This is a genomic window from Hymenobacter perfusus (assembly GCF_003944765.1).
GTDB classification, from domain to species: Bacteria; Bacteroidota; Bacteroidia; order Cytophagales; family Hymenobacteraceae; genus Hymenobacter; species Hymenobacter perfusus.
Genome location: NZ_RWIU01000008.1, coordinates 61,743 through 82,277 on the forward strand (window position 1 = coordinate 61,743; position 20,535 = coordinate 82,277).

The following is a 20,535-nucleotide window of genomic DNA, read 5'->3' on the forward strand; positions in this document are numbered from 1 at the left end:
GGGTTACTGCTTTCATTTCTGATTCAACTTACTTTCTATGCTGATCAAAACTCGGGGTATCGTGCTCAACTACATGCGCTACCGCGAAACCAGCATCATCGCCCGAATTTATACGGAGCGCCTGGGGCTGCAGAGTTACGTGGTGAATGGGGTGCGCAAAGCCAAGCCGCCCGGGCGCATTGCCCTGTTTCAGCCCTTTACGCTGCTGGATCTGGTGGCCTATACTTCCCGAAGCGGCGGACTGACCCGGCTCTCGGAATTCCGGTGCGCGGAGCCGTTCCGGACGTTGCCGTATGATGTGCGTAAGAGCAGCATTGCACTGTTTCTGTCGGAAGTAGTGGGGCGGGTGCTGCTGGAAGAGGAAGAAAACGAGCCCCTGTTTACCTTTCTGCACGATTCGGTACTGGCTTTTGACAGGCAGGAAGAAGGCTTCGAGAACTTCGCGTTGGAGTTTCTGCTGCGCCTGAGCCACTATCTCGGCTTCGGCCCCGAAACCGGTGAGCAGATAACCTCGCAAGTGGCTTTTGCTTCGGAAGCGCCCAACACGGCCGCCGGTCATAGTCCCACGGCCCTGCGGTTTCAGGAGTTTGAGCAGCATTTCGATGACCTGCTACATCGCCCCGCCGCCGCCGCCGTGCCCAACGGCCGGGTGCGGCGGGAACTACTGGGCGTACTAATCCGCTACTACCAGCTCCACGTTGAGCACCTCGGTGACATTCGCTCCCTGGCGGTGCTATCAGAAGTGTTGGCGGAGCTATAGGGTGAATAAGGAGGGATGAGTTGGCAGAACTCAGCTCATGCTGCCAACACTTCATCCCTCCGCATTGCTACTTCACGCCCACCAGCTCCACATTGAAGCGCAGGATGCTGTTGGCCGGAATGTCGGCCCCGGCTCCGCGAGGGCCGTAGGCCAGGGCGGAAGGAATCAGCAGAATGGCTTTTGAACCCTTGGGAAGCAGGGCAATGCCCTGGTCCCAGCCCGGAATTACCTGGCCCTGGCCCAGCGGAAACTCAATAGGCTTATTGCCGTTGCGCGACGAGGCATCAAACACTTTCCCGTTGAGCAGCATTCCCGTGTACAGTACCGATACCACCTGCCCGGTCTTAGGCTTGGCACCGGTACCCGCTTTCGTGATGACGTAGTGGACCCCGCCGGGGGCCTTTAAGCCTTTTAGGTTGTTCTGCTTGAGATAAGCCAGAATGCGGGCATCTTCTTTCAGCGCCAGGCCAGCTGCTTGCTTCTTGGCTTCGGCCTGAGCCTTCAGCTGGGCCTGTTGAACCTCCTGCATGGCTTCTTCCTGCGTCTGGATTTTATCGGCCTTGGCTAGCACGGTGAGCGTGGAGCCGGCCTTGCGGATGAAGGGAGGAACCGGTTGGCGAAACGACTTGAGAAAGACGGTATCCACGTTCAGGCGGAATACGCCGGAGTCGCCGGGCTGGAGCAGAGCCAGTGCTTCTTCCACCGTACCATGCTGCTGACGCCGGACGGTATCCAGCGGCACGCGTACGGGTTGGTTGCGGTTCTGGCGGCGGGAGTGCATCAGCACGGAATCCTGGGCCGTGCGGAACTGCATGTGCAGGCTCATGATTTTGCCGATCCGGGCGGCGTACGTAGCGTCGCCGCTGGCGGGCAGAGCGGGCCGCAGCACGTAGCGGCCGTTTTCCAGGTGATAAATCCGGTATTCCAGCCCGGAGTTGAGGCGGTTGAATGGCGTTGGGTCGCCCTGAAACGACATCAGGCCGGCAGCAGCCAGCAGGGCAGGTACGGCAAGCCGGAGGCGGGCAGCAGAAAGCATAAGCAGCGGTAGTTAAGGCTGACAAGATAAGCCGGTTTTCTGAGGCTGCCCACAAACAAATCTGCCCGCCGGCAAATGCCGACGGGCAGATTTGTTATTTTACTTTCAGCACTTCCAACTCAAATATCAGATCTGAGTTGGGAGGAATGAGGTAGCGCTTTTCCGTTTCATCATCGGGGTCGAGGCGGCCTTTGGCACCGTAGGCCAGGGCCGCCGGAATCCAGACGCGGGCCCGGCTTCCTTCGGGCAGCAGCAGCAACGCCTCATCGAACCCTTTGATAACCACGCCCCGACCAGCCTTCACCTTAAGTGGGCCGCCCTGCTGCACGGAGGTGTCAAAAATATGCCCGTCGGCAGCCAGAAAACCGGTGTAATGCACCACTACCCGGTCGCCGGCCTGGGGGCGCGCCCCGGTACCCGGCTGGCGCAGCGTGTAACGCAGGCCTGAGGCCGTGGTAGTGGCCCGAGGGAGGAGGCTGTCGGAGGCGGTGGGCACTACCGTGGTAAGTACGCGCTGCGCCTGGCTCGCCATTGGCAGGCCACTCAACGCTACCAGTAACTTCCAGACGGCCGTTGCTCTCACGTTGGGCTTACTCTACATTCAGGATTTCCATGTCAAACAGCAGCGGAGTGTTGGCTGGAATCGAGCCAAACCCGGATACGCCATAGGCCAGGTAAGAAGGAATAATAAGCAGCTTCCTGTCGCCCTTGCGCATTTGCAGCGTGGCCTGGCTCCAGCCGGGAATAATACCCGACTGACCATTGATAAATCCGAAACAGCCACAGGTCGTGTGGTTGTTGCTGGAAGCATCAAAAACCAACCCCTCGTTATTCGTCCCGATAAAGCGACCCACATAATTGGTGGTCACTTTCTGGCCGGCTTTAATCAGGGGGTTGACAGTAGGTCCGTCCGTAATAGGAATCAGGTAAATCCCCGACTCCAGGCGGCTGTAGTTGGTCAGGTTGTTGCGGGTGAGGTACGCCTGAATGGCTGTATCGTCCGCCTTTTTCTGCTCTTCTACTATTTTCTCTTGCTGCTCAAAAATAGTGTCGGAGCCATTACAGCCGGTAAGAGAAGACGCCCCAGTCAGCAGCAACGCCAACAGAAGCAGAACGGGAGGAAATTTCTTCATGATTACGGGAGCGGCCGGTTGCAGCAGCTAGGTAAAGTTACTTAATATCAACTACCTCCACATCGAAGCGCAGCACCGTGTTGGGGGAGATAATACCGCCACCCGTCTGTCCGTACGCCTGCCCCGAAGGAATCAGCAGAATGGCCTTTGCGCCTTTGTTCAGCCGGGTAAACGCTGCGTCCCAGCCCTTAATAACGCGTTCCTGCCCTAACAGAAACGGAAACCCAAGTGTGGTGAGGTTGCTGTCGAACACAGTTCCGTCGAGTAGCGTGCCAGTGTAGAGAACTTTCACTACCTGATTCTTCTTGGCTTTGGCACCGGTGCCGGGCTGCGTAACGGCAATATACACCCCCAACGTATCCTTCTGGAAGCCGGTCAGGCTTTTGTCTTTGATGTACTGCTGAATAGTGGCGTCGTCCTGCGCCGTATAGTCAGGCGTGGGCTCGGTATCATCTTTTTTGCAGGCTGCCAGCAGTGTAAGCAGACTCAGCAGCAGAAAAGAGAAAAGGGAAAAGCGGAATTTCATGGGGAAAAGCAAAAAGCGTGAGCCGTGGCGTTATTGAATGTCCTTCACTTCCACATCGAAGCGTAGCACGGAGGCCGAGGGAATGGGGCCGTTAGCCCGGCCTCCGTAGCCCAGAGCCGACGGAATCAGCAGGATGGCCTTCGAGCCCCGGCGCAGGCGGGAAAACCCAATGTCCCAGCCCGAAATTACTTGACCCCGGCCCACCACAAAAGTGAAGGGCTGGTCGCCCCGGCTGGTGGTGGAGTCGAATACGTTGCCGGATGCCACCAGGCTGCCAGTGTACAAGGCCGAAACCGCTTGGCCCAGGACCGGCAAGGCCCCGGTGCCGGGCTGGGTAACGATGATGACCATATTCAGTGTATCAATCCGGGTGCCCGTGAAGCTATTGGCCCGGATGTAGTCCTCAATAATCTGTTTGTCGCGGGCCGAGTAATCGGTATTGTCGATGGTGTCTTCCTCCATTTTCTGGCAGGAAGAGGCCAGCATGCTGCTTAGCACCAGCAACACCAGCGGCAGCCAGGCCGCCATTGAACGGAAACGATTCGTATGCATGAGGCAAAGGTAAGAAGGTAGTAGGGGAGAAGAGCCAAAAGCCCCCGGCCCGGTTGCACCGGACCGGGGGCTTTTATGTCGTTATTGGAAAACGAGCGGGCGTCGGCAATTATTTGCCCTGCTGCTGCCGCTGCATTTCCTCAATCTGGCGCTGGATATCCGCCGCGTCAGGCTGGCCAGGCTGGCCGGCGGGCTGCGGCGGCGCGTTCTTCACGTCCACCAGCTCCACGTCGAAGCGCAGGATGGCATCGGCCGGAATGTCGGCTCCGGCACCACGCTCCTTATAAGCCAAGGATGACGGAATCAGCAGCACGGCTTTTGAGCCCTTGTTGAGCAAAGGAATAGCTACATCCCAGCCCGGAATCACCTGGCCCACGCCAATCGGGAATTCGATGGGCTTGCCGCCGTTGCCTTTGGCCGAGGAGTCGAACTCTTTGCCGTTCTCCAGCAGGGTGCCTTTGTACTGCACGGCCACAATCTGGCCGGCCTTGGGCTTCGGGCCGGTACCGGCCGACGTCACCACGTAATACACGCCCGACGGGTCCTTCTGGGCCGTCAGGTTGTTTTTCTTGATGTACTCCTGCAGCTTCACGTCGTCGGCTTTCAACTGCTGATCGGCGTGCTCCTTCATCTTCTGCTGCTGCTCACCCTGCATTTTCTGCACGTCGGCCATGGCCTCGTCGCGGGTCTGCACCTTGGCCACCTTCACGTACATGGTCATGGTTTTGCCGGCCTTCTGCATGAACGGCGGCACCGGCTGACGGAACGACTTGGCGAAAATGGTGTCCACGTTGAAACGGAACACGGCTGAGTCGCCGGGCTGCAACAGGCTGATGGCTTCTTCCAGACCGCCTTTCTGCGCGGCCCGTACGGAATCAAGCGGCACCCGAACCGGGAAGCCCATCTGCTGCTTACGCGAGTTGAACAGGATGGAGTCTTTGCCGGTGCGATACTCTACGTGCAGGGCCATGATCTTGCCAATGCGTTCCTTGTAGGTCGCGTCGCCATCGGCGCTGATTTCGCGGGCATCGTAGCTCTTGCCGTTGCTCTTGAATACTTTGTATTCAATTCCCGATTTGGTCTTGCTGAATTCACCGCCTTTGTTGCAGGAGGCGAGGCCCAGAACGCCGGCTGCGAGGGCCAGGCTCAGAAGGTTGCGTTTAAGGAGCATGAAAGGGTTATCGTGAGTAGAAACAGAATGAGCGGCCAAGTTACACCGAATTATACCGATGGTACTACCGGTGCCAGCGGAGCCGTAACCAGCTGGGTCTGATAGGCCGGCAGCAGCCCTAGAAAGCGGTCTACGGTGCTGCTGAGGGAGTCGTAGCTGATGCCGCCGGCGGCGTTGTGGTGGCCGCCGCCGTTGAAGTTGCGGCGCGAAAACTCACTTACCGAGAAGTCACCCACCGAGCGGAAGGAAATCTTCACGGCCTGTACCCGGTCAATGAGAATAGCGGCAAACACAATGCCCTCAATGCTGAGTGCGAAGTTCACCAGGCCCTCGGTGTCGCCGGTTTTGGAGTTGTACTGGCGCAACTCGTCGGCCGTAATGGCGATATAGGCCGTGTTGTACTCGCGCAGCACCGTGAGCTTATCCTTGAGCACGAAGCCCAGGAAGCGCAGCCGCTCCTCGGAGTGCGAGTCGTAGATGCGGCGGTGCACATCGGAGAGGTTAATGCCGGCACTGAGCAGCTCGGCAATAATCAGGTGGACGTTGCGCGAGGTGCTGGGGTGGCGGAACGAGCCCGTATCCGTCATGATACCGGCGTAGAGGCACTCCCCGATACCGGTGTCAATCAGGTCCTGGTCGCCTAGGTCGCGGATTACCTCAAACACCAGTTCGGCCGTAGCGGCGGCCTTGGGGTTGGAGTAGTCCAGCTGCGCGAAGTCCTCGGGCTCCTGGTGGTGGTCGATAAGGACCTTGGTGCCTTTGGCTTCCCGCACGTAGTCGCCCAACTCATTGATGCGGCCCAGACAGCTGAAATCAAGGCAGAACAGCACCTCGGCCCGCGCAATGATGTCGCGCACCTGGGCGTCGTTGTGGCGGGGCTCGTACACCACTACCTCCTCGTTGCCGGGCATCCAGGCCAGGAAATTAGGGTAGTCGGAGGGTGTAACCACCGTCACACTGTGGCCCTTCTTGCGGAGGTAGCCGGCCAAGCCCAGGGACGAGCCCAGGGCGTCAGCATCGGGCTTGTGGTGGGTGGTAATGAAAATCTGTCGGGGGTGCGCAAGCAGCTCCTTCAGCTCAGATATTGTGGACATTGCCTACGGGGTAGGTGACTGAATTTCGGTCGGTTAGGCCGCGTACAAAGGCGGCAAAAGTCGGAAATATTCTGGGTTCCAACAACACACCTCTCGGAAAGGTGCGCGACCGTGAATGTGAGAAATGTGCTGAGTGTGGAAAATGTGGGACGGAAGAAAGAATGTGGAGGCTAATGTGGAAGGGAATGTGAAGAATGTGGCGGGAATATGCGGAATGTGAAAATATGTTCGGCTGTCATCCTTCACCTAGCATCCGTTTGTGAGGGGCCGTGTCACGCTGGCGTAAATACGGGTCTTACGCACCGTTCCGCTGGAGTAAGACCTGCCGCAGGCGGACGCCAGATGAAGGCGCACAGCGAAGCACATTCCAACACATTTTTCACATTCCGCACATTCCATCCGCATTCCCATCATATTCTCTCCGTACTTTTGCGGCCGCAAACGCGTAAGCGTTTTTTCATAGTACCCATTTCAACTAACCATACCCAGCCCATGGCCACGAACCGCACGTTCACGATGATTAAGCCCGATGCTACCCAGGAAAACCACGTTGGTGGCATCCTGAGCATGATTGAAGAAGGTGGCTTCCGCATCGTTGCCCTGAAAAAAGTTCTGCTGACCCCCGAGCGCGCCGGCCAGTTCTACGAAGTACACAAGGAGCGTCCTTTCTACCAGGATCTGGTGAAGTATATGTCGTCCGGCCCCATCGTGGCCGCTATCCTGGAGAAGGACAACGCCGTGGCGGATTTCCGCACCCTGATTGGCGCTACCAACCCCGCCCAGGCCGCTGAAGGCACCATCCGGAAGAAGTACGCCAAGAGCATCGAAGCCAACGCCGTACACGGCTCCGACTCCGATGAAAACGCCAAAATCGAAGGTGACTTCTACTTCACCGCCGACGAGCAATTCTAGGCTCACAGATTTTTTTGGATGAGGGCGGATTAGTCGGATTTTGTAGACGATTGATAAACTCCCTTTCCACTAAGGCAATAAAAAAAGCCTCGCACCAGTGCGAGGCTTTTTTTATTGCCTGGAATAAGGCTGGAATCTGAAAAGTGAATCTTCCACGAAATCCGATCAATCCGTCAAATCTGCTATAAGTCAGTGCGCCTAGGCGTTTTCCACGCTCAGGATGGGCTCTATGGGTTCGGCATCGGTTACCTCCTGGGTGGTGTGGTTGTGCTTGAACAGGAACACGAACAGCACGGCAATAACGAGGGCGTAGGCGGCAAACGTGAGCCAGATGCCCTGCCAGTCCTTGGTTACACCGTCGGCGGCGGTGAAGTATTTCTCGATGATAATGCCGCTGACGGAACTGCCCAGCACCGCGCCGAAGCCGTTGGTCATCATCATGAACAGGCCCTGGGCACTGGCCCGGATGCTGGAAGCCGTCTGGGTTTCCACGAACAGGGAGCCCGAGATGTTGAAGAAGTCGAAGGCCATGCCGTACACGATGCAGGACATAATCACCAGCGTGATACCGGGAAAATCGGGAGTGCCGAAGGCCAGCAGTCCGAACCGCAGCACCCAGGCAATCATGCTGAACAGCATTACCTGCTTGATGCCAAAGCGGCGCAGGAAGAACGGAATAGCCAGAATAAACAGCGTTTCCGACACCTGCGAAATGGACATGATGATGGCCGGATACTTCACGGCAAACGTATCCTTGTAGGCCGGTACTTTATCAAAATCGTGCAGGAAGGTGTCGCCGTAGGCGTTGGTGAGCTGCAAAGCGGCTCCCAGCAGCAGCGCGAACAGGAAGAAGGTGAGCATCTTGGTATCGCGCAGCAAAGCAAACGACTTCAGGCCCAGCACATCCACCAATGAGCGGCTGGGGGTGTCTTTAGAAGGCGGGGGGCAGGCCGGCAGCGTAAACGAGTAGATGCCCAGCGCAAAAGCGGCGGCGGCGGCCACGTAGAACTGGTTGGCCGATTTCTCGAAGCCCAGCAAACTCACCGTCCACATGGCCACAATGAAGCCAATGGTGCCCCACACCCGGATGGGCGGGTAGTCTTTCACCACATCCAGGCCCTGGCGCTTCAGCACCGAGTACGATACGGCAATGCTGAGGGCCAGCGTGGGCATGTAGAAAATCATGTTCAGCAGAATCACCCAGAAGAAGGTGCCGGGGTCCGTCACCATCGGCACTGTGCACAGCACCACCCCGCCCAGGATATGCAGGATGCCGTAAAGCTTCTCGGCATTCACATATTTATCGGCAATAATGCCCATGATGGAGGGCATAAAGATGGAGGCAATTCCCATCGTGGAGAAAATGGCCCCAAACTGCGCCCCCGACCACTGCTTGGTCTGAAACCAGTACGCCCCGATGGTTATCAGCCACGAGCCCCAGATGAAAAACTGTAAAAAGCTCAGAATAGTGAGACGCAGCTTGGTACTCATGCAACTACGGGTGAGGAAAGTGGGGGGGAACACAATTCGAAACCGAAAGATACAAGAATTCTGTGCGGTGAAAATTCGCCCGGGGAGGAAGCCGGCTGCCACCGAAGCCATAACGGCCGGCGGGTTGGTAAAGAGGCGGGTAAGCAAAAAGCCCCTCCGGCCGGGGCCAGAGGGGCTTTGTTCAGGTGGGTTGCACCTGCTTAGAGCTTATGCAGCCTCCGCGAAGCGCTTGTTCACCTCGTCCCAGTTGATGAGGTTGAAGAAAGCGGCAATGTAGTCGGGGCGACGGTTCTGGTACTTGAGGTAGTAGGCGTGCTCCCACACGTCGAGGCCCAGTACCGGGGTGCCTTTGCAGCCGGTGTCGGGCATGAGGGGATTGTCCTGGTTAGGTGTGGAGCAGATTTGCACCGAGCCATCGGCCTGCTTGCACAGCCACGCCCAGCCCGAGCCGAAGCGCGTGGTAGCGGCCTTGGCGAATTCCTCCTTGAACTTCTCGTAGCTACCGAAAGCCGCGTTAATGGCTTCGCCGACAGCGCCCGTGGGCTGGCCGCCACCGTTAGCAGACAAAATCTGCCAGAAGAAGCTGTGGTTCCAGTGGCCACCGCCGTTGTTGCGCACCGCTGCCGGAGCCGAAGCAATATTCTGCAGCAAATCTTCCAGGCTCTTGCCTTCCAGCTCAGTGCCGGCTACGGCATTGTTGAGGTTGGTCACGTAGGCCTGGTGGTGCTTGCTGTGGTGAATTTCCATGGTTTGCGCATCAATGTGCGGCTCCAGGGCGTCGTAGGCGTAGGGCAGTTGGGGCAGTTCGAAAGCCATAGTAAGGAGAGTTAGTTGGGTGAAGGAAAGATGAGCTGCTGTTGACCTTTGCAGGTACAGGCTGACACTAAAACCGCCGCAACCCACGTAGGGTTACGGCGGGGGCCAAAAGTAGCCTATTTCCGCTTTCGGGCGAAGAACTCCCGCATCAGGCTTTCACTTTCCTGCACCAGAATTCCGCTGACCACCTCGGCGCGCGGATGCAACAGCTGGCCGTGGCGGCGGTATCCGAATTTGGGTTCGGCGGCCCCGTACACCACCCGGCGCACCTGGGCCCAGGCTGTGGCCCCGGCGCACATCACGCAGGGCTCCACCGTGACGTAGAGGGTGCATTCCTGTAAATATTTGTTGCCGAGGTGGTTGGCGGCGGCCGTGAGAGCCAGCATTTCGGCGTGGGCCGTTACGTCCTGAAGCTTCTCCGTCTGGTTATAGGCCCGGGCAATGATGCGCTTATCCAGCACCACCACGGCCCCAATCGGAATTTCTTCCTCTTCAAAGGCATACCGTGCCTGCTTCAGCGCCTCCTGCATGTACTGCTCGTCGGAATACAGGGAAAGGGTCATTTTTTTAGGTAACGGGTTGATGATGAAACGTCATTCCGAGCTTGCCGAGGAATGACGTTCCATTCCGCACATTCATCCGCTCTATTTCATCACCACGCTGCTCATCACGGCCTGGGCGGTGGGTTGCCACTGGGCCTGCTCGTCGGCGGGGGCCGTGAAGGTGAATACGTAGAGCTGGTCGCCTTCAATGGCATACTGCACGAACTGGTACTTGCGCACAGGGGCAAGGTTACCGCCCCGGCGGTTGTCGGCTACAGTCGAGACGAATTCCAGTACCACGAAGTCGCGCTTGTTCACCGTGCGGATGTCCTCCTGCAGGAACTGCACCTTGCCGTACATATTCTGAATGCTGGCCTTATAGATTTTCAGCAGCAGGGCGTAATCCCGGTTGCTGAAGGTGCTGGGTTTCTGCTGCACGCTCAGATCGGTGCGGCCGCTGGGGTTGGTGAATACGGCCAGCGGCTTGCGGGGCGAGGGAAACTTGGCCGCAATGCCGTCGTCGGGCAGGGCCGCGAAGCCTTCGGGGACGCCCAGCGTGATGTTCTTACTGATAGTGGTTTTGCGGAGCTTGGGACCGGCAAAGGCGGCCAGCAGCAATACCGTCAGCACCAGCGGTACAATCCGGCGGAAATAAGAGAAGGTTTTCATAGGGGCAGAAAGGTAAGGCGGAACCCGCAACCGGGAGCCGCCGGAGGAAACGTAAAGCTCCGAAGCCGCTGACGACTCCGGAGCTTTACTAGGTGTCATTCCGATCGAAGGGAGGAATCTGAATCTTTCAACAAGAGGCAAATCCAGATTCCTCCCTTCGGTCGGAATGACAGTTAGCGGCGTTTTTTGGTGGTAGCCACCGTTGGGTATTTGATGCTTACCTTCTTCCAGTACACGTAGTTGCCGGTTTTGGCCTCAATAAGGTAAGTGCCGGCCGGAATGCGGCCCAGGTCCACGGGGGCACCGGTGTTGTTCTGCGGGTCCAGGTCCATCGTGTAGATGGGCTGCTTCTTGTAGTTAGTCATCACCAGCGTGCCGGGCTTGGTGAACTGCTGGGTGAAGCTGAGCATGATGCTCTGACCGCCCGAGGCCGGGAATACGTCGATGCCCGACAGCGTTTCCACCCGCTTGATAGGGCCGTTCAACGTCACGGGCTCTACATCCGACTTGGTTTTGATTTCTGTGCCATTGGCCGCCTTGGTTTTGGTTTTGACCTTGGTCTGCGCCTGCACGGCCGAGAAGGAGAGGAGTGTGGCGGCCAGGGCGAGCAGTACGGGGCGTTTCATATTGGGGGGTGAGAAGAGGTTGTGACGAAGGAGTATCGGTTCGGGATAGGCCGGTTGCATACTCCGTACCAACTTTTGCGCAAGCTTACGCAAAACCCCATCAACCCGCCGAAAACGCCTTTTTATAGCCTGCCGAAAGCCCGCCAGACCGAACGAAAACCCGGAAAATTTCCCTTCCTACTTATTTTTCCTGCCTACCTTCGCTGTAAGTAGTAGTGAGTATCGGGTACTGAGTACTGAGTCTGCAAAACACCCGAGAACCTCCGTTAGTAACCGGCAGCTGCTCAGTACTACCTACTCAATACTCAATACCAGACAACATGCTCCGGACGCACACCTGCGGCGAACTTCGCCCCGAACACATTGGCCAAACCGTCACGCTCTGCGGCTGGGTGCAGCGCACCCGCGACAAAGGCGGCATTCTGTGGGTGGATCTGCGCGACCGGTACGGCCTCACCCAGCTGGCTCTGGAAGAAGGCGTGGAAACCGCTGAAGTGCGCGAGCAGGCCCGCCAGCTGGGACGTGAGTTCGTGCTTTCGGTGACCGGCAAAGTGGCCGAGCGCCACTCCAAAAACGACAAAATGCCCACCGGCGGCATCGAAATCCGGGTGGAGCAACTCAACGTGCTCAACCCCGCCAAGCTGCCGCCCTTCCTGATTGAGGACGACACCGACGGCGGCGACGACCTGCGGATGAAGTACCGCTACCTGGATTTGCGCCGCGCCCCCGTCCGTCAGAACCTGATGCTGCGCCACCGCGTGGCCCAGGCCACCCGCCGCTTCCTCGACGGTCAGGAGTTTATTGAGGTGGAAACGCCGGTGCTCATCAAGAGCACGCCCGAAGGCGCCCGCGACTTCGTGGTGCCCTCCCGCATGAACCCCGGCGAGTTCTACGCCCTGCCTCAGAGCCCCCAAACCTTCAAGCAGCTGCTGATGGTATCGGGCTTCGACCGGTATTTCCAGATTGTGAAGTGCTTCCGCGACGAGGACCTGCGCGCCGACCGCCAGCCCGAGTTCACCCAGATTGACTGCGAAATGTCGTTTGTGGAGCAGGAGGATATCCTCAACACCTTCGAAGGACTGGTGCAGTATCTGTTCCGCGAGGTGAAGAACCTGGAAATCGGCCAGCTGCCGCGCATGACCTATCAGGACGCCATGCGCTACTACGGCAACGACAAGCCCGATACGCGCTTCGAAATGAAGTTCGTGGAGCTGAACGACGTAACCAAGGGCCACGGCTTCCCGGTATTTGAGGCCGCCGGGCTGGTGGTAGGCATCTGCGCCACCGGCGCGGCCAGCTACACCCGCAAGCAACTCGACGAGCTGACCGACTACGTGAAGCGCCCCCAGATTGGCGCTACCGGCCTGATTTACGTCCGCGTGGAAGCCGATGGCAGCGTAAAGTCGTCGGTGGATAAGTTCTACGGCCAGGAGCAGCTCCAGCAGTGGAAAGCCGCCTTCAACGCCCAGCCCGGCGACCTGCTGCTGATTCTGGCCGGCGAGCCGAACAAAACCCGTAAGGCCCTCTCGGAGCTGCGCCTGGAAATGGGCCAGCGCCTCGGCCTGCGCGACAAAGACACCTTCTCGGCGCTGTGGGTAGTGGATTTCCCCCTGCTCGAATACATCGAGGAGGAAGGCCGCTACTTCGCCATGCACCACCCCTTCACCTCGCCCAAGCCCGAGGACGTGGCCCTGCTCGACTCGCCCGAAACCATCGGCGAAGTGCGCGCTAACGCCTACGATATGGTGATTAACGGCGTGGAAGTGGGGGGAGGATCCATCCGTATCCACGACCGCGCGGTGCAGGCCCGCATGTTCGGGCTGCTCGGCTTCAGCCCCGAGGAAGCTCAGGCCCAGTTCGGCTTCCTGCTCGACGCTTTCGAGTACGGCGCGCCCCCGCACGGTGGCATTGCCTTCGGCTTCGACCGCCTCTGCAGCCTCTTCGGCGGCGCCGACTCCATCCGCGACTTCATTGCCTTCCCCAAAAACAACTCCGGCCGCGACGTGATGATTGACTCACCCTCGCAGATTTCGGGCGCGCAGCTGAAGGAGCTGAGCATTAAGACTGATGTGGTAGCGGGGAGGTAATCGATGAGTCCAAAGCCAAGGAAAGGAAAAGTTCAGGTCTTCGAGCACGAGATATACTACTCGCAGAGTAGCATCGTTGCCGATGGATTTTTGACTTTGCTTTTCCTTGGAATAGCCATTTGGATAGCGGTAATAGGTAATTACTGGGCTGCTTCGTTTTTCAGTGGTTTGGCGTTATTCATTGCAATTCGTGCGGTAAGACGGGCACGAGTTACTGGGCCAGCTCTAAAATTTGGCCGGGCAGGAATATGGACTGACAAGCTAGGTTTCAAAACCTGGCGTCAGGTTGTGGCAGTAATGAAAGTGCATATGACCTTCCGGGGTGGTACATCACTTTATCTATGTATTCTACAACGCGGCAGTAGTAGCCAATTAGAGCTGCATAGTATTCCCGCCAATGATCTGGTCGTAGATGCCCAAACACTGCAAGTGTGGTTAAAGAAATACACTGCTGGTTAATTTTGCTACCACTTTCTCAAGTAGTAAAAGTGGCTCCTGAATACTCAGGAGCCGCTTTCTGTTATGGGATATGAGGTTGCCTACCGCCACGCCATATTCTCTTTGAAATCCACGGGGTACATGTTCAGGTACTGCACGATGCGCGGATACGTGCCGCGGTTGGGGCTGCTGCCGTGGGGCAGAAAGTGGTGCCAGATGATAAAATCCCCGGCCTCGGCGGCAATGGGTACGGCCTGCGCATTTAGGTTTACCTGGCGCGGGTCGGTGCCAGCGGGGAGGTTAGCTAACCAGGTTTCCAGTGTGCGGTGGAAGCCGGGCACGCAGCAGAACGCGCCCTGCTCGGCGGGCGTATCGCAGAGATAAAGCAGGCCCTGCGTGCCGAAGCGGAATGGGGGCTCCAGTCTCATGTCCCAGTGCAGGTGCGGACCCTGGAAGGGCAGGTCGGCCGTTTCGGGCGGGTTGAAACTGGTGCGGTCAGTAGTCGTCCACAAATCAGGGGTTTGCCAGAGCTGGGCAAACGCCTTCCGAATGCGCGTGGATTGCCGGTTGGCCCGGAGGGTTGGGTGGTGATAGAAATCCATCATAATGCCCTTGCCGATAGGTTTCTGGTACCACGTAGCAGGCTCCTGTGGGTGCATGCCCAACGCTTCCCACACCGCTACCTCCGTGGCCCGCGCCTGTTCCCGGGCAATGGCTCCGCGTACAATCACGTAGCCATTTTTCTCCCAGAAAGCGAAGTCCTCGGCGCTGAGTACGTCGGGTTCCTGGTCAAGCTCCTGCAAACTCCGCAGTACGGCCGCCGGATAAGGTTGGCCGGAAAACAGACTATTAAGCCGGTCAACCTGCAGTGGATCAAGCTGCCCATTATGCTTGGCCAGTATCCACTGCTCAAACTCTAAAAAGCTGGGGGCCTGCTGCCCCACATATTGTATCGTTTCTTCGAGCGGCAACCCTAGTCCGTTCAACAGTAAATTATCGAAGCGCCAGTCCTTTTCGGTGGACTCCATGAAGATGCCATTGCGTCTGGCTAGCACTTGAGTCCAGAACCGCTTTAAGTACCGCACGCCAAGTAATCCGGTTTCTTCTGCGCCGACAAGTTGCTGTGGTAAAGCCATTACACGGGAGTAGTTGACAAATAAAAGACGGATGTATTCGTGGCTAGTTAGTCATAGCAAGGTAAATAACCGCCTCTTAACGTAACAGGTCCAACGGCAGCCACTTCAACCTGAGGCCTGGGCCAGGCTGCGGAGCGTAGCGGGTGTCGGATAGCCGGTTTGCTTAGTGCCAATCAATGGTTCAGTCCCGGCATGGGTTTCGGTGCAGAGCTGGAATGAGGTAAATGCATAGTGATTAAGTAAGGACAGGAATCCGGACCAGATGCTGCTGAAAAAAGAGCTGATAAGCCTGCGAAAATATTTTCTGTCTAGCTTACAACTGCCTCGAAGCCTGATGCTGCCAAAATATTTTCTCTATGGGGTACCGCTATTTTTTCTGTCTGCTGGTATTACTTCAACTGCCTGAGCTGTTGCGGGCGCAGCCAGCCGTAGTGCCGGTTTTTCACTCCATTACCACGCCCGAAGGTCTGGCTTCGGGCAGTGTGTTTACCGTGGCGCAGGACCGGCGGGGCTTCGTATGGCTGGGCACCCAGGATGGCCTCGTGCGCTACGACGGCGGCAGTGCCCGCACCTTTCGTAACGACCCGCAACGGCCCGGCAGCCTCAGCAGCAACTACATTCTGGCGCTTGCGGAAGACCCCGCCGGTAACCTGTGGATCGGTACCGGGGGCGGTGGGGTGTGCCGATATTCGCCGCTTAATGGGCAGTTTCAGATATTTCAGAAGACAGCCCCTGATACAACCGGCCTCACCGATGGGTTTGTGCGGGCTGTTCTGGCAGACGGGCAGGGAAAGGTGTGGGTGGGTACCGAGGGCGGATTGCACCGCTGGAATACCCATCGGCGTCGTTTTCAGCAGTATCCGGTGGTGGGTAGTCAGGGAGTGCGCAGTAATTCTATCCGGGCTATGGCCCAGACCACCGATGGCCGATTGTGGGTAGGTACCGGCAACGGGCAGCTGGCCTGGCTGGATACCCTGCGGCAGGAAGTAGTGCCTTTACCAGGCTTCCAGGCCGGCAGCCCGGTGTCTGCCTTGGCCGCTGCTCCCGATGGCACGCTGTGGGTAGGTACGGAGGCGCATGGCTTATACCGGCTGGGGGCTGCCGCGTCGGGCGGGGCCATCAGTGCCTATCAGGCCGGAGGGCTGACTTCCGGCAGTATTCGCGCCTTGTGCTGCACGGCACAAAACCAGCTGTGGATTGGTACTACGGCCGGCCTGAGCGCACTGGAACCCGCCACCGGCCGGCTTACCACCTACCGCCACCAGCCGTCCCAGCCCTGGAGTCTGCCTTCCGACGCCGTGCAAAGTATTTTTCAGGACAAAACGGGTCTGCTGTGGATTGCTACTGACAAAGGAGTAGTCCGGTTCGAGGGCCGGCCTTCTGCCTTCCGGATGCTGCCGCTGCCCGCCCCGCCCAGTGGCGTGTGGGCCGTGTTGGAAGCCCCCGATGGTGCCGTATGGGCGGGCACGGAAACGCAGGGCCTGGTGCGGGTCGGACCAGCGGCCGGGCAGCGGCGGCAGTTCCGGCATGAGCCGCGGCAGCCCGGTAGCCTCAGCCAGGATTACGTGCGCGCCCTGTGCCTTGACCGGGCCGGGCGGTTGTGGGTGGGTACTCAGAATCAGGGCCTGGAGTGTCTGGAGCCCGGAGCCGGCCGGTTTCGCCATTTCCGGCACCAGGCCCGCGACCCGGCTTCCCTCGGCGACGATTTTGTGCGGGCACTCTACGAAGATTCCCGGGGCCGGATCTGGGTAGGTACCGAAGGTGGCCTGAGTCAGTATACGCCCGCCACCGGCCGGTTCCGCACGTTCCGGCACGACCCGGCCAACGCGGCCAGCCTCAGCAACAACTTTGTGCGGGTAATGCTGCAGGACCGGCGGCGCGACGTACTGTGGATAGGAACCGGTGGGGGAGGTCTCAACTGCCTTGATCTGCGCACCGGCCGCTTCCGCAGCTACCAGGCAAATGCTCGTAACCCCCGCAGCCTCAGCAGCAACTTCGTCCGCTCGCTGCTGCAGGACCAGGCCGGTACGCTCTGGATTGGCACGGAGGGCGGCGGGCTGTGCCGGCTGGATGATGCCGCTACCGGCCGCTTCACCACCTACCGCGAGCCGCAGGGGCTCCCTAATGACGTAGTATATGGCCTGTTGCAGGACATGCAGGGCTACCTCTGGCTGTCTACCAACAGAGGCCTGGCCCGCTTTCAGCCCCGCACCCACGCGGTTATTACCTTCAACCAGCGCGACGGCCTGGGCCAGGACGAGTACAATGCCGGTGCGGCTTGCCAGGGGCGTAACGGGCAACTGTATTTTGGCGGAATAAACGGGCTGGTGGTTTTTCAGCCGGCCGGTATCCAACCCAATACCCAGGTGCCGCCGGTGGTCCTGACGGGCCTGCGCCGCCTTAACCAGCCGCTGGAGCTGCCCGATACCACCATCACCGAGCGGCGTACCTTGCGTCTTACTCCTCAGGATTACGTGTTTACGCTGGAATTCGCGGCCCTCAACTACCGGCAACCCGAGAAAAACCGGTACGCCTACCTGCTCGAAGGCTTCGACCCCGACTGGATACCGGCGGGCACGCGCCGGGAGGCAACCTATTCCAACCTCGACCCCGGTATGTACACTTTCCGGGTGCGCGCCACCAACAATGATGGCGTCTGGAACCCGGTGGGGGCCGCGTTGCGCATCATTGTGAACCCGCCCTGGTACCGCTCCTGGTGGTTCCGGATCGGGCTGAGTTGGGTGCTGTTTGCGGTATTGTTCCTGCTTTACCGGCTGCGGGTACGGCAGCTGCTGGCCCTTGAGCAGGTGCGGCACGGCATTGCCCGCGACCTGCACGACGATATGGGCTCCACGCTCAGCAGCATCTCCATTCTCAGCCAGGTAGCCCGCCACCATCAGCGCCAGAACCGGCCGGAACAGGCTGCTGCCGTGCTGGAGCAAATCGGCGACTCCTCCCGGCGCATGCTCGATGCCATGGACGACATCGTGTGGGCCATCAACCCCGCCCACGACGGCCTCGACGACGTAACGGCCCGTATGCGCCGGCTGGCTTCCGAAGTGCTGGAGTCGGCGGGCATTGAGTTTACCTTCCGGGCCGACGCCGCCCTGCAAAGCTTACGCTTCGATATGCGGGCGCGCCGGGAGTTTTTTCTGCTGTTCAAGGAAGCTATCAACAACCTGGCGAAATATGCCCGGTGCCGTCACGCCGCCATCACGCTGGAATACCGCCAGGGCCACCTGCTGCTCACGGTTCAGGATGATGGCGTGGGGTTCGATCAGCAGGCCCCGGCCCAGGGTGGCGGCAACGGCCTCACCAATATGCGCACCCGCGCGGCTGCTCTGCACGGTGAGCTCACTATCAGAACTGCCCCCGGCCAGGGTACAACGCTGCTCCTGAGCGTTCCGATGCACTGACAGCTTCCTCTCAGCTCACATCATTATGCAGTAGCGGTGAGGCGCAGAGGTGTGTATCTTGTCTGAATTACCCTCCGTTTGCGCTGTTGTATGGAAGCCGCTACCCGCGTTCTGATTTATGAGGATAACCCCGACCTGCGCGCCAGTCTGAGCCAGCTGCTCAGCAGTGCGCCCGCGCTGGAGCTGGCCGCTGCCGTGGGCAACTGCACCCGCGCCGAGGAGGACGTGGCGCGATTCCGGCCCGATGTGGTCCTGATGGATATCGACATGCCCGGCTGTACCGGGATTGATGGCCTGCGCCGCATCAAAGCCATTGCCCCGCAGATTCAGGTGGTCATGCTGACCGTTTTTGAGGAAAACGACCGGGTATTTGAGGCCGTGTGTGCCGGGGCCGATGGGTATCTGCTCAAGAAAACGCCGCCCGGCAAAATTCTGGAGGCTATTGGCGAAGTGCGTGCCGGCGGTGCCCCCATGACGCCCGCCATTGCCCGGCAGGTACTGCGGCTGTTTCCGCGCCCGGTGCCCCGCCAGCAGGCCGATGAAGCCAATGGTACGCTGAGTGCCCGCGAGCAGGAAATTCTGCGGCTGCTGGTGGAAGGCTACAGCTACAAAATGATTGCCGCCGACCGGGGCATCAGCATCGATACCGTGCGCTCCCACATCAAAAAAATCTATGAGAAGCTGCATGTGCGCTCCATGACGGAAGCCGTTAGCAAAGCCCTGCGCCAGGGCCTGACGTAATTGTTGGTTGACGGCTAGAATTCCGCTTCGGGCGTGTTGAGGCAGGGCGTTGCGCTCAATAGCCGATCAACTGATTCACATGATTATGCTATTGACCACGGTAAGAGAAAGGTGCAACTTTCTGAGGCCCAACGGCTCCGGTGAAGCTGCTTTTTGCGGCGAGGTATCCGGAGCCGGCTGGGCATCTCCCTCACACCTCCTCATTATGCGCAAACTACGTCGTGAACTACTGATGACCCTGCTGGGCCTGTGGCTTACCAACCGCCCCGCGTTGGCCTGACCACCACACCGGCCATGGTGGCCCTTGCCGGCTGATCTGCTTCCGCCCGTTTCCGCTGGTATTGACTACCAGCGGAAACGGGCATTTTCCTGAAATAATCTGCCAGCGCAAGCCGCCAAGGCACTAGTTGCACCCGAATCCTCTATCTTACCTTATTCGCTCCGCCCTATTCCTCTATTGCTATGCGCCTGCTCCGCGACCTGAAGCTCGATGAAGTATTCGTGCTCGACATCGAAACGGTACCCTGCGTGGGCAACCACGACGACCTGCACGAGATGCTCAAGGAGCTCTGGGAGCACAAATGTCATGCGCTGCGCCGCGAGAAGGGCTGGATTTCCCACCACGACCACATTGCCCCGCTGCCCGATACCCTGCACGCGTCCGCGCTGTTCGAGCAGGCCGGCATTTACGCCGAGTTTGGCCGCGTGGTGTGCATTTCGGTGGGCCGTTTCCGCACGGCGGCCGATGGCGGCGTGAGCTTCAGCGTGAAATCCTTTTATGGCCATGATGAGCGGGAGCTGTTACGGGAGTTCAATGCTGTTATCAGTCAGCGGCCCCACTTCCGGCTGTGCGGCCACAATGCCAAGGAGTTTGACCTGCCTTACCTCTCACGCCGCGTTCTTATCAACGGCCTGGAACTGCCGCCGCACCTGGATACGGCCGGCAAGAAGCCCTGGGAAGTCCCGCACCTTGATACGATGGAGCTGTGGAAGTTCGGCGACCGGAAATCCTTCACCTCTCTGAGCTTGCTGGCCGCCATGTTCGGGATTCCCACGCCCAAAGACGACATCCAAGGCAAGGACGTAGCCCGGGTATACTACGAGGAAAACGATCTGCCCCGCATTGCCCGCTACTGCCAGAAAGATATCATCACCACGGCCCGTCTGCTCCAGAAGTTCCGGGGCGAAGAGCCGTTTGCCGACGACGCTGTGGTGTATGCCAACGCTGAAACCGTTCTGCGGCGGGCCTGAAGCACAGTCTTCCTAGTGGGCTGCTCCGGCAGGGTTTCGAGCATATTCTTTCGGACAGCAAGAGCCTGCTTACAATCGGAGCAGGCTTTTTTTGTAAATTTTTAGTTAATATTTAAATAAAAAATGTAGTTTTATTGA

The 20,535-nt window shown here is 58.7% G+C and carries 20 protein-coding genes; 7 read left to right on the top strand and 13 right to left on the bottom strand.

Annotated elements, in window-relative coordinates:
- The first annotated feature begins 37 nt into the window (after window positions 1-37).
- Entirely contained in the window at window positions 38-760 is a 723-nt protein-coding gene (gene recO / locus EI293_RS19075; protein WP_125440151.1) for a DNA repair protein RecO, read from the top strand.
- Between the two features lie 67 nt (window positions 761-827).
- Here recO and EI293_RS19080 read toward each other — a convergent pair whose 3' ends face one another.
- The 7 genes from EI293_RS19080 to EI293_RS19110 form a co-directional block, all read right to left on the bottom strand.
- Window positions 828-1,796: an FKBP-type peptidyl-prolyl cis-trans isomerase gene (locus tag EI293_RS19080; RefSeq protein ID WP_125440152.1), complete on the bottom strand. Its 969-nt coding sequence runs from the start codon at window positions 1,794-1,796 to the stop codon at window positions 828-830.
- A 94-nt stretch (window positions 1,797-1,890) separates the two neighbouring features.
- Window positions 1,891-2,328, bottom strand: coding sequence for an FKBP-type peptidyl-prolyl cis-trans isomerase (locus tag EI293_RS19085; RefSeq protein ID WP_125440153.1), 438 nt, complete (start codon window positions 2,326-2,328; stop codon window positions 1,891-1,893).
- Window positions 2,329-2,386: 58 nt separating this feature from the next.
- Window positions 2,387-2,929: an FKBP-type peptidyl-prolyl cis-trans isomerase gene (locus EI293_RS19090; protein ID WP_125440154.1), complete on the bottom strand. Its 543-nt coding sequence runs from the start codon at window positions 2,927-2,929 to the stop codon at window positions 2,387-2,389.
- Window positions 2,930-2,966: 37 nt separating this feature from the next.
- Entirely contained in the window at window positions 2,967-3,455 is a 489-nt protein-coding gene (locus EI293_RS19095; RefSeq protein WP_125440155.1) for an FKBP-type peptidyl-prolyl cis-trans isomerase, read from the bottom strand.
- 30 nt (window positions 3,456-3,485) lie between these two features.
- Entirely contained in the window at window positions 3,486-4,007 is a 522-nt protein-coding gene (locus EI293_RS19100) for an FKBP-type peptidyl-prolyl cis-trans isomerase (protein WP_125440156.1), read from the bottom strand.
- 109 nt (window positions 4,008-4,116) lie between these two features.
- On the bottom strand, window positions 4,117-5,178 hold the full coding sequence (locus tag EI293_RS19105) for an FKBP-type peptidyl-prolyl cis-trans isomerase (RefSeq protein ID WP_125440157.1): 1,062 nt from the start codon (window positions 5,176-5,178) through the stop codon (window positions 4,117-4,119).
- Between the two features lie 50 nt (window positions 5,179-5,228).
- Window positions 5,229-6,272 (bottom strand): DHH family phosphoesterase, encoded by a 1,044-nt coding sequence (locus EI293_RS19110; RefSeq protein ID WP_125440158.1) that lies wholly within the window; start codon window positions 6,270-6,272, stop codon window positions 5,229-5,231.
- Between the two features lie 492 nt (window positions 6,273-6,764).
- Between EI293_RS19110 and EI293_RS19115 the strand changes: the two genes are divergently transcribed.
- A complete protein-coding gene (locus tag EI293_RS19115; RefSeq protein WP_125440159.1) occupies window positions 6,765-7,184 on the top strand; it encodes a nucleoside-diphosphate kinase in 420 nt (139 codons plus the stop codon).
- Window positions 7,185-7,382: 198 nt separating this feature from the next.
- Here the strand turns inward: EI293_RS19115 and EI293_RS19120 are convergent, their stop codons facing one another.
- The 5 genes from EI293_RS19120 to EI293_RS19140 form a co-directional block, all read right to left on the bottom strand.
- Window positions 7,383-8,675, bottom strand: coding sequence for a nucleoside permease (locus EI293_RS19120; protein ID WP_125440160.1), 1,293 nt, complete (start codon window positions 8,673-8,675; stop codon window positions 7,383-7,385).
- 207 nt (window positions 8,676-8,882) lie between these two features.
- Complete coding sequence (locus EI293_RS19125; RefSeq protein ID WP_125440161.1) at window positions 8,883-9,491, bottom strand: superoxide dismutase; 609 nt, start codon at window positions 9,489-9,491, stop codon at window positions 8,883-8,885.
- A gap of 116 nt (window positions 9,492-9,607) precedes the next feature.
- Window positions 9,608-10,054, bottom strand: coding sequence for a nucleoside deaminase (locus tag EI293_RS19130; RefSeq protein ID WP_211339619.1), 447 nt, complete (start codon window positions 10,052-10,054; stop codon window positions 9,608-9,610).
- Window positions 10,055-10,135: 81 nt separating this feature from the next.
- Complete coding sequence (locus EI293_RS19135) at window positions 10,136-10,702, bottom strand: hypothetical protein (protein ID WP_125440162.1); 567 nt, start codon at window positions 10,700-10,702, stop codon at window positions 10,136-10,138.
- Between the two features lie 173 nt (window positions 10,703-10,875).
- On the bottom strand, window positions 10,876-11,328 hold the full coding sequence (locus EI293_RS19140) for a hypothetical protein (RefSeq protein ID WP_125440163.1): 453 nt from the start codon (window positions 11,326-11,328) through the stop codon (window positions 10,876-10,878).
- Window positions 11,329-11,648: 320 nt separating this feature from the next.
- Here EI293_RS19140 and aspS point away from each other — a divergent pair, with 320 nt between their 5' ends.
- Both aspS and EI293_RS19150 read left to right on the top strand, forming a co-directional pair.
- Window positions 11,649-13,415, top strand: coding sequence for an aspartate--tRNA ligase (aspS, locus tag EI293_RS19145; RefSeq protein WP_125440164.1), 1,767 nt, complete (start codon window positions 11,649-11,651; stop codon window positions 13,413-13,415).
- Window positions 13,416-13,505: 90 nt separating this feature from the next.
- Window positions 13,506-13,874: a hypothetical protein gene (locus tag EI293_RS19150; protein WP_170170444.1), complete on the top strand. Its 369-nt coding sequence runs from the start codon at window positions 13,506-13,508 to the stop codon at window positions 13,872-13,874.
- Window positions 13,875-13,954: 80 nt separating this feature from the next.
- Here the strand turns inward: EI293_RS19150 and EI293_RS19155 are convergent, their stop codons facing one another.
- Window positions 13,955-14,881 carry a phytanoyl-CoA dioxygenase family protein gene (locus EI293_RS19155; RefSeq protein WP_170170445.1) on the bottom strand — a complete coding sequence of 309 codons (927 nt, stop codon included), beginning with the start codon at window positions 14,879-14,881 and terminating at the stop codon, window positions 13,955-13,957.
- Between the two features lie 464 nt (window positions 14,882-15,345).
- Between EI293_RS19155 and EI293_RS19160 the strand changes: the two genes are divergently transcribed.
- From EI293_RS19160 to EI293_RS19170, 3 genes are all read left to right on the top strand, one after another.
- Entirely contained in the window at window positions 15,346-18,405 is a 3,060-nt protein-coding gene (locus EI293_RS19160) for a sensor histidine kinase (protein ID WP_125440167.1), read from the top strand.
- A gap of 90 nt (window positions 18,406-18,495) precedes the next feature.
- Window positions 18,496-19,146, top strand: a complete 651-nt coding sequence (locus tag EI293_RS19165) for a response regulator (protein WP_125440168.1) — start codon at window positions 18,496-18,498, stop codon at window positions 19,144-19,146.
- Window positions 19,147-19,608: 462 nt separating this feature from the next.
- A complete protein-coding gene (locus tag EI293_RS19170; protein ID WP_125440169.1) occupies window positions 19,609-20,397 on the top strand; it encodes a 3'-5' exonuclease in 789 nt (262 codons plus the stop codon).
- Window positions 20,398-20,535: the final 138 nt, after the last annotated feature.